The organism is Micromonospora sp. DT31, from assembly GCF_049841795.1.
Classification (GTDB): Bacteria; Actinomycetota; Actinomycetes; order Mycobacteriales; family Micromonosporaceae; genus Micromonospora.
This window is the reverse complement of record NZ_JBNCKZ010000002.1, coordinates 413,916-425,684: the sequence shown is the minus strand read 5'-3', so window position 1 is coordinate 425,684 and position 11,769 is coordinate 413,916. Positions and strand designations below refer to the sequence as shown.

Genomic DNA, 11,769 nt, shown 5'->3' with positions numbered 1-11,769 from the left:
GAGATGGCCCACACCCCCGTCAACCACCCCGCGCGGCCGATCTACCGGGCGATCGGCGGGCTCGTTGGTCTGTACTTCGTCGTCTTCGGTGCGCTCGGCGTCATCGCCAGCGCCGGCAACGACTTCCTCGCGCAGGACGACACGAAGGTCCTCGGGCAGGGCACCAACATGGCCTTCTCGCTGGTGTCAGTGCTGGTGGGCGTGGTGATCCTGGTGGGCACCGCGATCGGCCGCAACCTGGACGTGGCGATCAACCAGTGGCTGGCCTACACGCTGATGGTGATCGGCCTGGCCGCGCTGGCGTTCATCCAGACCGAGGCGAACATCCTCAATTTCTCGATCATGACGGTCATCGTGGTGCTCACCCTGGCCCTGGTGCTCCTGATGGTCGGCATGTACAGCAAGGTCGGCTCCGACGACGAGCACGAGGCCTGGCAGAAGGCCCGCCTGGTGCTCTGAACCGATCCACCCGAAGGTCCGGCGCGCCCGCGCCGGACCTTCGGCGTTTCCCGGGACGGGGGCGCGCCCGCCGGGGGAGAATTGCCCCGAATCAGTCACATGGCTGGAGGGGTTCCATGGCGCACTTCCCGGTGAACCACCCCGCGCGACCGCTCTACCGGGTGCTGTCCGGTCTCATCGGCCTCTACATCCTGGTCTTCGGCGTCTTCGGCGTCGTCCAGACCTGGGGCGAGGGACTGTTCGGCCGGGAGAGCAACTGGGTGCTCGGTCTGCGCACCAACCTGGCCTTCTCGATCGTCTCGGTGATCTTCGGGGCGGTGCTGCTGATCGGCGCATCCCGGCGCAACAACCTCGGGCACTACATGAACCTCACCGCCGGCGTGGTCTTCCTGGTCACCGGCATCCTCATGATGTCGGTGCTGCAGACCTCGGCGAACTTCCTGAACTTCTCGATGTCCACGGTCATCGTGTCGCTGCTGTTCGGGCTGATCCTGCTCGCCACCGGTCTCTACGACAAGGTCGGTACGCCGGAGCACGCCGAGGAGGAGCGCCAGCGGCGCTACCACCCGATCGCCGAGGGCCACAGGTGAAACCGGCCCGACCGCTCAGTCCGACGTGATCGGCCCGGGCGTCATGTGCAGGTGCGACAACCCGTTCCAGGCCAGGTTCACCAGATGCGCCGCCACCGTCTCCTTGCGTGGCTGGCGGACCTCCAGCCACCACCGACCGGTCAGCGCCACCATGCCGACGAGCGCCTGGGAGTACAGCTCCGCCAACTTCGGGTCGTAGCCGCGGCTGGAGAACTCGGCGCCCAGGATGTGCTCCACCTGGTGCGCCACGTCGTTCATCACGCTGCTGAAGTTGCCCGTCGCGGACATCAGCGGTGACTCCCGGACCAGCACCCGGAACCCGCTGGTCTCTTCCTCGATGTAGGTGAGCAGCGTCAACGCGGCCTGCTCCAGCAACTCCCGCGGATGCCCCGCGGTCAACGCCGTGGTGATCCGGTCCAGCAGGGAACGGACCTCCCGGTCCACCACCACCGCGTAGAGCCCTTCCTTGCCGCCGAAGTGCTCGTAGACCACCGGCTTGGAGACCTTCGCCCGCGCTGCCACCTCCTCGATGGAGGTGGCGTCGAAGCCCCGCTCGGCGAAGATCTGCCGGGCGATCGCGATCAGCTGCTCACGGCGTTGCGTCGCGGACATCCGCACCCGGGAGGGCTTCGTCGGCGGTGCGGGCCGCCGGCGCGCGCGATCGTTGCCGGGAACGTCGGTCACCCGACCCATCCTGCCAGTTCCGGCGTCCGGCGGCGGACCGCCCGGTTGGCGGGCGCGGGCGCGGGCGCCGGATCCGATCCCTCCCGGAGTGGACGACACCCGCTAAGCTGTCAGCGTTCCTTCGGCCGTGGTGTAACTGGCAACACCCAAGATTTTGGTTCTTGTGTTTCAGGTTCGAATCCTGGCGGCCGAGCAATTTCCAGGTACAGGCACCCTTCTCGGGGTACCCGGCACCCTGCGCTCTGCTCTGGTTAGCATGACCGCGAGACTGTCGCCGTCCCGACGGGAGCCACGTCGTGCCCCAGCCCCACCTCCGCACCGTTGTCGTGCTCGCTGCCGGTGAGGGCAAGCGGATGAGGTCGTCCCTGCCCAAGGTGCTGCACCCGCTGCTCGGCCGGACGCTGCTCGGGCACGTCCTGGCCGCGGCCGAGCCGCTGGCCGCGGACCGCACCGTGGTGGTGGTCGGGCACGGCGCGGACCAGGTCCGGGCGCACCTGACCGAGGTCGCCCCGGGCGCCTCGCCGGTGCTCCAGGAGCGTCAGCTCGGCACCGGGCACGCGGTCCGTATCGCGTTGGACGCGCTGCCGGACACGGCCGGCACCGTCGTGGTGATCAACGGCGACGTGCCGCTGCTGCGCCCGCAGACCGTCGCGGCGTTCGTCGAGGCGCACGAGAGCGCCGGGGCGGCGGCGACCGTGCTGGCCGCCGAGGTGCCCGACCCGACCGGGCTGGGCCGGATCGTCCGGGACGTGCAGGGGCGGCTGGAGCAGATCGTCGAGGAACGCGACGCCACGCCCCAGCAGCGTGCGCTGCGGGAGATCAACGCCGGCATCTACGCGTTCGACCTGGCCCGGCTGCGGGAGGCGCTGGGCAAGCTCTCCACCGACAACGACCAGGGCGAGGAATACCTGACCGACGTCTTCGCGCTGCTGCGCGACGCGGGCGAGCCGGTGGCGGTGCACTGCGCCGCCGACCACGTGGAGACGCTGGGCTGCAACGACCGGGTCGAGCTGGCCGCGCTGCGCCGGCTGCTGCGCGACCGGGTCAACGAGGGCTGGATGCGGACCGGGGTGAGCATCCTCGACCCGCACACCACCTGGATCGACGTGACGGTGAGCGTGGGGCGGGACGCGGTGATCGACCAGAACACGCAGTTGCAGGGCGTGACCTCCGTCGGCGAGGGCGCACTCGTCGGCCCGGACACCACGCTCGTCGACACCGTGGTGGCCGAGGGGGCGAGCGTGGTGCGCAGCCACGCGGTGGGCGCCGAGGTGGGCCCGCAGGCCAGCGTCGGCCCGTACGCGTACCTGCGGCCGGGGTCGAGGCTGGCCCGCAAGGCGAAGGTCGGCACGTTCGTGGAGACCAAGAAGGCGTCGATCGGCGAGGGCTCGAAGGTGCCGCACCTGTCCTACGTGGGGGACGCGACGATCGGTGAGCACAGCAACATCGGTGCCGCGACGGTCTTCGTCAACTACGACGGGGTACGCAAGCACCACACCACCATCGGCAGTCACGCGCGTACCGGGGCGGACAACATGTTCGTCGCGCCGGTGCGGGTCGGCGACGGCGCGTACACCGCGGCCGGCTCGGTGATCGTCGCCGACGTGCCGCCGGGCGCGATGGCCGTGGCCCGGGGTCAGCAGCGCAACGTCGACGGCTGGGTGCTGCACAAGCGGGCCGGCACGGACGCCGCGGAGGCGGCGCGGCGGGCCGGCGAGGATGCGTCGGATTCCGGTGCCCCCGCAAGCGAAGGTGACTGAACCCACGGGGACCGCCGGGCAATGGGTGAGCCGGTGAACCCGGGGGATACTGCAACCGCACACTCCCCGGCCCCACCGCCGCCGGACACCACCGACAAACAGGAGCAGACGGGCCCATGGGCAGCATCGTCGCCGAAAACCGCAAGAGCCTGATGCTCTTCTCCGGGAGGGGTTTTCCGGAGCTGGCCAAGGAGATCGGTGAGGTGCTCGGCGTTGCGCCGACGCCGGCCGACGCGTACGACTTCGCCAACGGCGAGATCTTCGTACGGTTCAAGGATTCGGTACGTGGTTCGGACGCCTTCGTGGTGCAGTCCGTGACACACGGGGTGAACACCTGGGTCATGGAGACCCTGATCATGGTGGACGCCCTGAAGCGCGGCTCGGCCAAGCGGATCACCGTGGTGCTGCCGTTCTACCCCTACTCCCGCCAGGACAAGAAGCACCGGGGTCGGGAGCCGATCTCGGCGCGGCTCATCGCCGACCTGTTGAAGACCGCGGGCGCGAACCGGATCCTGACCGTCGACCTGCACACCGCGCAGATCCAGGGTTTCTTCGACGGCCCGGTGGACCACCTGTTCGCGATGGACGTGCTGGCCGAGTACGTGGAGCACAAGTACGCGGGCCGGCCGATGACCGTGGTGGCGCCGGACTCGGGCCGGGTGCGGGTGGCGGAGCGCTGGACGGACCGGCTGGGCGGCTGCCCGCTGGCGTTCATCCACAAGACCCGCGACCCGATGAAGCCGAACCAGGTGGTGGCGAACCGGGTGGTCGGTGAGGTCGAGGGCCGGGTGTGCCTGATCGTGGATGACATGATCGACACCGGCGGCACGATCGCCAAGGCGGCCGACATCCTCAAGGAGTCGGGCGCGGCGGAGATCGTGGTCGCGTCGACCCACGCGCTGTTGTCCGACCCGGCCACCGAGCGGTTGAAGAACAGCCCGATCAGCGAGGTCGTGGTGACGAACACGCTGCCCCTGCCGCCGGAGAAGCAGCTGGACAAGCTGACCGTGCTGTCGATCGCGCCGCTGCTGGCCCGGGCGATCCGGGAGGTCTTCGACGACGGTTCGGTGACCACCCTCTTCGGTGGCCTGAGCTGAGTGTTCCGGTCCGGCCGCCGGGTCGCTCCGGTGGCCGGGCCGACGCCGCGCGTCCGACGGGGCGGTTGGTGGGGACTGCCTGAGGGCCGGGAAACCGCTCGGGTAGACTGGTGCGGTTGCCACGGCGAGGGTGCCCGGCGGGCTGCTGAGAAGCACCGCACGGAGGCGCCGTCATCGACGCGGTGCTCCGGGCGGTCGTTCATGACCTTGAGCCCCAGCGAGCCCCTCGCCCAGCACCGCCAGACGACAAGCCGCCGCAGCGAAGCATCAGGAGTTTCCCCGTGTCCGAGGTAAAGATCAGCGCCGAGCCCCGTACCGAGTTCGGCAAGGGTGGTGCCCGTCGTACCCGCCGGGCCGGCATGGTGCCCGCCGTGCTGTACGGCCACGGCGAGAAGCCGCAGCACATCGCGCTGCCCGCGCGTGAGTTCGCCGCCGCGATCCGTAAGGGCGGCGCGAACCAGCTCTTCGCGATCGAGGTCAGCAACGGCGCCCAGGTGCTGGCGCTGCCGAAGGCGATCCAGCGTGACCCGATCAGGGACACCTTCGAGCACGTGGACCTGCTGCTGGTCCGCCGGGGCGAGAAGGTCACCGTCGAGGTTCCGGTGCAGCTCACCGGTGAGGCCGCGAGGGACACGCTGATCGTGCACGACCACGACACCCTGTCGGTGACCGCCGACGCGACCAAGGTGCCGGATCACCTGGAGGCGTCGATCGAGGGCGCCGAGGCGGGCACCCAGATCACCGCCGGTGACGTGGAGCTGCCGGCCGGCGTCGAGCTGGCCGTGGACACGGAGATGCAGGTCGCCTCGGTGACCGCCGCCCCGACCGCCGAGCAGCTCGAGGCCACGCTCCCCGAGGTCGAGGAGACCGCGGAGGAGGCCGAGGGCGGCGAGGAGGCCACCGAGGCTGCCGAGGGCGAGGGCGCCGCGGCCGAGGGCGAGCAGACCCCGGCCGAGGCGAAGACCGAGGCCTGACCGGTCCGCAGACTGTGCGACAGGCGTCCCCGCCGTGCCGGGGGCGCCTGTCGGCGTATCGGGACGGTTGGTCGGGCGGGCGAGCGGGAAGGGGCGTGCGGTGACGGACGAGGCGGGGCCGTGGCTGGTGGTCGGTCTGGGCAACCCCGGTCGGGAGTACGCGAACAACCGGCACAACGTCGGGTTCATGGTGGCCGACCTGTTGGCCGCCCGGCTGGGCGCGACGTTCGGCCGGCACCGGCGCGCGGTGGCCGAGGTCGCCGAGGGGCGGCTGGGGTTCGGCGGCCCGAAGCTGGTGCTGCTCAAGCCGCTCACCTACATGAACCTCTCCGGCGGCCCGGTGGCCGGGACGGCGCAGTTCCTCAAGATCCCGCCGACCCGGGTGATCGCGGTGCACGACGAACTGGACATCCCGTACGGGCAGGTGCGGGTGAAGTTCGGTGGTGGCGAGGGCGGCCACAACGGTCTGCGGTCGATGTCGAAGTCGTTGGGCACGAAGGACTACGCGCGGGTGCGGTTCGGTGTCGGCCGGCCGCCGGGCCGGCAGGACCCGGCGGACTTCGTGCTGTCGGACTTCTCCGCCGCCGAGCGCAAGGAGTTGGAGTTCCTGGTCGACCGCGCGGCCGACGTGGTGGAGTCGGTGGTCGTCAAGGGTGTGGAGCCGACGCAGAACCTGTACCACGGGGGTTGACGGCCGGTCCGGTGGCGGTCGGTAATCTGCGCCCGAGGCGACGTGGGCCGAGGTGGTGACGGGAGCGGAAGCATCATGGGCAGTCCTCCGATGATCGACGGCGGGTTCGCCCGCTGGCTGGCGTCGCGGGCCGGGCAGGCGTTGCTGGAATTGCGCGCCGAGATGGGGTTCGCCGACCCCGGCGCGCTCCGGTCGGCCGGGGACAAGATCTCGCACGACCTGATCCGTACCGAGTTGGCACGGTGGCGTCCGGCCGACGCGGTGCTCTCGGCGGAGGACGAGGGCTCGCGGCCGGCCCGGACGGCGGCGGCGGGCACCGGGGCGTCGTCCCGGCTGGGCGCGGACCGGGTGTGGATCGTCGACCCGTTGGACGGCTCCCGGGAGTACGCCGAGGAGGGTCGCTCGGACTGGGCGGTGCACGTGGCGCTCTGGTCGCGTCACACCCCTGCGCCGCACGGCCTGGTGGCGGGCGCGGTGGGGCTGCCCGCCCAGCACCGGGTGCTCGGCACGGACCACCCGCCGGCCTATCCGCCGATGACCGTGGAGGCGGCCACGCGGGGCGGCGCGCGGGTCATCCGGTTGGCCGCGAGCCGTAGCCGTCCGCCGGTTTTCCTGACCGACCTGGCAGCGGACGTCGGCGCTCATCTGGTTCCGATGGGATCTGCGGGCGCGAAGATCGCCGCCGTGGTCACCGGTGAGGTCGACGCGTACCTCCACGCCGGCGGTCAGTACGAGTGGGACTCGGCCGCTCCGGTCGCTGTGGCGACAGCCACCGGTCTGCACGCTTCCCGGATCGACGGTTCTGCGCTGAAATACAACGAGGCCGACCCGCGGCTACCGGATCTCCTTGTCTGCCGCAAGGATCTCGCCGGTCGGTTGCTTGCAGCGTTGCAGCGGCATGCCAGGTAGCCTGAGCGTTCTTCTTCACGACTCCGACCTGAAAGGTCTGGATTTCGATGTGCGGTTCCGAGCGGATCGAGTCCGTGTCATGACGTCCCCCGCCGCGTACCAGGTGTCGCACCTCGACGCCCTTGAGGCGGAGAGCATCTTCGTGATGCGCGAGGTCGTCGCCGAGATGGAGCGGCCGGTGCTGCTCTTCTCCGGCGGCAAGGACTCGATCGTGATGCTCCGGTTGGCCCAGAAGGCGTTCGCGCCGGCCAACATCCCCTTCCCGGTGATGCACGTGGACACCGGGCACAACTTCCCCGAGGTGCTCGACTACCGCGACCAGCGGGTCGCCGAGCTGGGCCTGCACCTCATCGTGGCGAGCGTGCCGGAGGCGCTGGCCAGTGGCATGGTGCGGGAGTCGGCCGACGGCATGCGCAACCGGATCCAGACGCCGGTGCTGCTCGACGCGGTGGAGAAGCACCGCTTCGACGCGCTGTTCGGCGGTGCCCGGCGGGACGAGGAGAAGGCGCGGGCCAAGGAGCGGGTGTTCAGCTTCCGCGACGAGTTCGGCCAGTGGGATCCGAAGAACCAGCGTCCGGAGCTGTGGGCGCTCTACAACGGCCGGCACCACCCGGGCGAGTCGATCCGGGTGTTCCCGCTGTCCAACTGGACCGAGCTGGACGTGTGGCACTACATCGCGCGGGAGCGGATCCCGTTGCCGTCGATCTACTACGCGCACGAGCGCGAGGTGATCGAGCGCGACGGCATGTTCTACGCGGTGAACGAGTTCTTCCGGGCCCGCGCCGGTGAGCAGCGGTTCAAGGCCCAGGTGCGCTACCGGACCGTGGGTGACGCCTCCTGCACCGCGGCGGTCCGCTCGGACGCCGACACGGTGGAGAAGGTGATCGAGGAAGTGGCCGCCACCCGGATCACCGAGCGTGGCGCGACCCGCGGTGACGACCGGGTCAGCGAGGCCGCCATGGAGGACCGCAAGCGAGAGGGCTACTTCTGATGAGCGTCGACACCGCGGCCGCCGACTACACGGTGCCCGAGGGGCGGCAGATGGATCTGCTGCGGTTCGCCACCGCGGGCAGCGTCGACGACGGCAAGTCGACCCTGATCGGCCGCCTGCTCTACGACACGAAGTCGCTGTTCACCGACCAGCTCGCCGCGGTCGAGGCGGTCAGCGCCGCCCGGGGCGACGAATACACCAACCTGGCGCTGCTCACCGACGGACTGCGCGCCGAGCGGGAGCAGGGCATCACCATCGACGTGGCGTACCGCTACTTCGCCACGCCGCGGCGCAAGTTCATCATCGCCGACACCCCGGGGCACACCCAGTACACCCGGAACATGGTCACCGGGGCCTCCACCGCCGACCTGGCGCTGATCCTGGTGGACGCGCGCAAGGGCCTGGTGGAGCAGTCCCGCCGGCACGCGTTCCTGTGTTCCCTGCTGCGGGTGCCGCACCTGGTCCTCTGCGTCAACAAGATGGACCTGGTGGACTGGTCGCAGGACGTGTTCGAGCGGATCGCCGACGAGTTCACCGCGTTCGCGGCGAAGCTCGACGCGCCGGACCTGACCGTGGTGCCGATCTCCGCGCTGCGCGGCGACAACATCGTCACCCGGTCGGAGAACATGCCGTGGTACGAGGGCCCGTCGTTGCTGCACCACCTGGAGCGGGTGCACATCGCCTCCGACCGCAACCTGGTGGACGTGCGGTTCCCGGTGCAGTACGTGATCCGCCCGCAGTCGACCACCGTCACCGACTACCGGGGTTACGCCGGTCAGGTGGCCTCCGGTGTGCTCAAGCCGGGTGACGAGGTGATGGTGCTCCCGTCGGGCTTCACCAGCCGGATCGCCGCGGTGGAGACCGCCGACGGCCCGGTGGACGAGGCGTTCCCGCCGATGTCGGTGACGGTCCGGCTGACCGACGAGATCGACATCTCCCGCGGGGACATGATCTGCCGGCCCAACAACGCCCCGGTGGCCGCGCAGGACATCGAGGCGATGGTGTGCTGGATGGACGAGAGCCGGCCGTTGCAGGTCGGCGGCAGGTACGCGATCAAGCACACCACCCGTTCGGCGCGGGCGATCGTGCGCGGCCTGCACTACCGGCTGGACATCAACTCGCTGCACCGGGACGAGACGGCGGGCGAGTTGAAGCTCAACGAGATCGGCCGGGTGCGGCTGCGGACCACCATTCCGCTGCTCGCCGACGAGTACCGGCGCAACCGCACCACGGGCGGCTTCGTGATCATCGACGAGGCCACCAACCGTACGGTCGGCGCCGGCATGATCGTCGAGGCCGGCTAGGTGTGGGGAAGGGGCCCTTCCCCACACCTCAGCGCAGGCGGGTGACGCCGCCGGCGGGCAGGACGGTCAGGGTGCCCGGGGCGGCGTAGCCGCGCTCGGCGTACGCGTCGGTGACGGCGGCCGCCACCACGTCGGCGGCGTCCGCGTCGACCAGGGCGAGCACGCAGCCGCCGAAACCGCCGCCGGTCATCCGCGCGCCGTACGCCCCGGCGGACAACGCCGCCTCGACCGCGATGTCGATCTCCGGCACGGTGATCTCGAAGTCGTCCCGCATGGAGGCGTGCGAGGCGGTCAGCAGCGGCCCGACGTCGCGGATCCGGTCGGCGCGCAGCAGTGTCACGGTGTCGAGCACCCGCTGGTTCTCGGTGACCACGTGCCGTACCCGGCGGCGGGTCTCGTCGTCGTCGAGGCGGGCCAGCGCCGCGTCGAGGTCGGCCACGGCGACGTCGCGCAGGGCGGTCACGCCGAGCGTCGCGGCGGCCTGCTCACAACTGCGCCGCCGGGCCGCGTACTCGCCGTCGGCGTGCCGGTGCGGGGCGCGGCTGTCGACCACCAGCACGGCCAGCCCGGCGCGGTCGAGGTCGAACGGGATCTGTTCGACGTCCTCGGTGCGGCAGTCGAGGAACAGGGCGTGGCCCTCCCGGCCCCGGATCACCGCGGACTGGTCCATGATGCCGGTGGGCGCGCCGACGTAGTCGTTCTCGGCGCGTTGGGCCAGTCGGGGCCACCGGCCGCGCGGCAGGTCGAGGCCGCCGAGGTCGACGAGGGCGGCGAGCACCGCCGATTCGATGGCGGCCGACGAGGAGAGCCCGGAGCCGACCGGAACGTCGGAGGCGACGGCGAGCCGCGCGCCGGGCACGTCGTGGCCGGCGGCGCGCAGTGCCCACACCACCCCGGCCACGTAGGCGGCCCAGCCGTCGACCCGGCCGGGCTCGTCGGCCTGTTCCGCGCCGAATTCCACGGGTGTGTCGTCCAGTTCCGACCAGACCGTCCAGTGCCCGTCCGGTGCGGTGGCGGCGGCGACCACGGTACGCAGCGGCAGGGCGAAGGGCAGCACGAAACCGTCGTTGTAGTCGGTGTGCTCACCGATCAGGTTGACCCGGCCGGGGGCCGCCCACCGGCCGGACGGCTCGGCGCCGTACCGCTGTCGGAAGCCGGCGGTGGCGCGGTCGGCGACCGTCATGTGCGCGCTCCGGCGACGTGTTCGCGGTAGAACGCCCACGCGTCGCCGACCATGTCGTGCAGGGTCGGTTTGGTCGGCGTCCAGCCCAGCTCGGCGCGGGCCAGCGCGGACGAGGCGACCAGTTCGGCCGGGTCGCCCTCGCGGCGGGGTGCCACCTCGACCGGCACGGGGTGCCCGGTGACCTCGCGGACCACGTCGACCACCTGGCGGTTGGTGAAGCCGTTGCCGTTGCCCAGGTTGTAGATGCGGTGCCGGCCGGGGGTGGCCGCGTCGAGGGCGAGCAGGTGGGCGCGGGCCAGGTCCTCCACGTGGATGTAGTCGCGGACGCAGGTGCCGTCGACGGTGGGGTAGTCGTCGCCGAACAGTTGCAGCTTGTCCCGCCGCCCGGCGGCGACGTCGAGGGCGATCGGGATGAGGTGGGTCTCCGGCTCGTGCCGCTCGCCGAGGGCCCGGCCGTCGCGCAGGTACGCCCCGGCGACGTTGAAGTAGCGCAGCGACACGGCACCGAGGTCGTGGGCGACCGCCTCGGAGGTGAGCGCCATGTCGACGGCGAGCTTGGTGGCGCCGTAGGTGTTTGTGGGTGCCTTGACGGCGGTTTCCGGGATGGGCAGCTCGCTGGGGTTGCCGTAGACGGCGGCGGTGGAGGAGAAGACCATCCGGGGCACCCGGGCGGCGCGGACCGCGTCGATGAGCGCGAGGGATCCGACGGTGTTGTTCTGCCAGTAGAGCTCGGGGCGGACCATCGACTCGCCGGCGGCGATCAGGGCGGCGAAGTGCAGCACGCCGTCGAATCCGGCGTCCGGGGTGAGCACCCGGGCCGCTTCGTGCACCGGAAGGTCGACGTGGGTCGAGTCGGGGGCGAGCGCCTCGCGGTGGCCGGTGCGCAGGTCGTCGAGCACGGTCACCCGGTGTCCGTGGTCGAGCAGCATCCGGGTCACCACGCTGCCGATGTAACCGGCGCCGCCGGTGACGAGCAGTTTCACGTCGGTCCTCCTGCCTGGGCCGCGTCGTCGGCCGTCCGTGTGGTCACCCTACGGCCGGGCACGCTGTCCCGGTTGTCGAGTGGAGCGGTCCTCATCTCATCATAATCCACCATGACCGAACAGATTCGAACATCCGCCCTGATG

At 70.9% G+C, this 11,769-nt stretch carries 12 protein-coding genes and 1 tRNA gene; 10 read left to right on the top strand and 3 right to left on the bottom strand.

The features are described 5' to 3' along the window. Window positions 1–3: 3 nt before the first annotated feature. The gene (locus ACLQ2X_RS05855; RefSeq protein WP_425679890.1) at window positions 4–459 is read left to right on the top strand and encodes a DUF4383 domain-containing protein; all 456 of its coding nucleotides are present in this window, start codon (window positions 4–6) and stop codon (window positions 457–459) included. Window positions 460–575: 116 nt separating this feature from the next. After that, window positions 576–1,049 carry a DUF4383 domain-containing protein gene (locus tag ACLQ2X_RS05850; protein WP_425679889.1) on the top strand — a complete coding sequence of 158 codons (474 nt, stop codon included), beginning with the start codon at window positions 576–578 and terminating at the stop codon, window positions 1,047–1,049. 15 nt (window positions 1,050–1,064) lie between these two features. On the opposite strand, the gene ACLQ2X_RS05845 is transcribed toward ACLQ2X_RS05850, so the two are convergent. Beyond that, complete coding sequence (locus ACLQ2X_RS05845) at window positions 1,065–1,733, bottom strand: TetR family transcriptional regulator (protein WP_425679888.1); 669 nt, start codon at window positions 1,731–1,733, stop codon at window positions 1,065–1,067. Window positions 1,734–1,854: 121 nt separating this feature from the next. Between ACLQ2X_RS05845 and ACLQ2X_RS05840 the strand changes: the two genes are divergently transcribed. The 8 genes from ACLQ2X_RS05840 (at window position 1,855) to cysN (ending at window position 9,459) form a co-directional block, all read left to right on the top strand. Beyond that, window positions 1,855–1,926: transfer RNA gene (locus ACLQ2X_RS05840), tRNA-Gln, on the top strand. A gap of 103 nt (window positions 1,927–2,029) precedes the next feature. Further along, the gene (glmU, locus tag ACLQ2X_RS05835; protein ID WP_425679887.1) at window positions 2,030–3,493 is read left to right on the top strand and encodes a bifunctional UDP-N-acetylglucosamine diphosphorylase/glucosamine-1-phosphate N-acetyltransferase GlmU; all 1,464 of its coding nucleotides are present in this window, start codon (window positions 2,030–2,032) and stop codon (window positions 3,491–3,493) included. A gap of 116 nt (window positions 3,494–3,609) precedes the next feature. Beyond that, a complete protein-coding gene (locus ACLQ2X_RS05830; protein WP_425679886.1) occupies window positions 3,610–4,590 on the top strand; it encodes a ribose-phosphate diphosphokinase in 981 nt (326 codons plus the stop codon). 281 nt (window positions 4,591–4,871) lie between these two features. After that, window positions 4,872–5,564 (top strand): 50S ribosomal protein L25/general stress protein Ctc, encoded by a 693-nt coding sequence (locus tag ACLQ2X_RS05825; RefSeq protein ID WP_425679885.1) that lies wholly within the window; start codon window positions 4,872–4,874, stop codon window positions 5,562–5,564. Between the two features lie 100 nt (window positions 5,565–5,664). Further along, entirely contained in the window at window positions 5,665–6,255 is a 591-nt protein-coding gene (gene pth, locus ACLQ2X_RS05820) for an aminoacyl-tRNA hydrolase (protein ID WP_425679884.1), read from the top strand. A gap of 75 nt (window positions 6,256–6,330) precedes the next feature. Beyond that, window positions 6,331–7,164, top strand: a complete 834-nt coding sequence (locus tag ACLQ2X_RS05815; protein ID WP_425679883.1) for an inositol monophosphatase family protein — start codon at window positions 6,331–6,333, stop codon at window positions 7,162–7,164. A gap of 79 nt (window positions 7,165–7,243) precedes the next feature. Beyond that, window positions 7,244–8,155 carry a sulfate adenylyltransferase subunit CysD gene (gene cysD, locus ACLQ2X_RS05810; RefSeq protein ID WP_425679882.1) on the top strand — a complete coding sequence of 304 codons (912 nt, stop codon included), beginning with the start codon at window positions 7,244–7,246 and terminating at the stop codon, window positions 8,153–8,155. Continuing rightward, the gene (gene cysN / locus ACLQ2X_RS05805) at window positions 8,155–9,459 is read left to right on the top strand and encodes a sulfate adenylyltransferase subunit CysN (protein WP_425679881.1); all 1,305 of its coding nucleotides are present in this window, start codon (window positions 8,155–8,157) and stop codon (window positions 9,457–9,459) included. The genes cysD and cysN overlap by 1 nt, the downstream gene beginning before the upstream one ends. Before the next feature lie 28 nt (window positions 9,460–9,487). Here cysN and galK read toward each other — a convergent pair whose 3' ends face one another. Together galK and galE are read right to left on the bottom strand one after the other, a co-directional pair. After that, a complete protein-coding gene (galK, locus tag ACLQ2X_RS05800) occupies window positions 9,488–10,642 on the bottom strand; it encodes a galactokinase (RefSeq protein WP_425679880.1) in 1,155 nt (384 codons plus the stop codon). Further along, window positions 10,639–11,625 carry a UDP-glucose 4-epimerase GalE gene (gene galE, locus ACLQ2X_RS05795; protein ID WP_425679879.1) on the bottom strand — a complete coding sequence of 329 codons (987 nt, stop codon included), beginning with the start codon at window positions 11,623–11,625 and terminating at the stop codon, window positions 10,639–10,641. Before galE ends, galK begins: the two co-directional genes overlap by 4 nt. Between the last annotated feature and the right edge of the window lie 144 nt (window positions 11,626–11,769).

Coding starts and splice junctions, on each gene's coding strand:
- ACLQ2X_RS05855 (WP_425679890.1), top strand. CDS start 4: ATGGCCCACACCCCCGTCAACCACCCCGCGCGGCCGATCTACCGGGCG.
- galK (WP_425679880.1), bottom strand. CDS start 10,642: ATGACGGTCGCCGACCGCGCCACCGCCGGCTTCCGACAGCGGTACGGC.
- cysD (WP_425679882.1), top strand. CDS start 7,244: ATGACGTCCCCCGCCGCGTACCAGGTGTCGCACCTCGACGCCCTTGAG.
- ACLQ2X_RS05850 (WP_425679889.1), top strand. CDS start 576: ATGGCGCACTTCCCGGTGAACCACCCCGCGCGACCGCTCTACCGGGTG.
- cysN (WP_425679881.1), top strand. CDS start 8,155: ATGAGCGTCGACACCGCGGCCGCCGACTACACGGTGCCCGAGGGGCGG.
- ACLQ2X_RS05815 (WP_425679883.1), top strand. CDS start 6,331: ATGGGCAGTCCTCCGATGATCGACGGCGGGTTCGCCCGCTGGCTGGCG.
- ACLQ2X_RS05830 (WP_425679886.1), top strand. CDS start 3,610: ATGGGCAGCATCGTCGCCGAAAACCGCAAGAGCCTGATGCTCTTCTCC.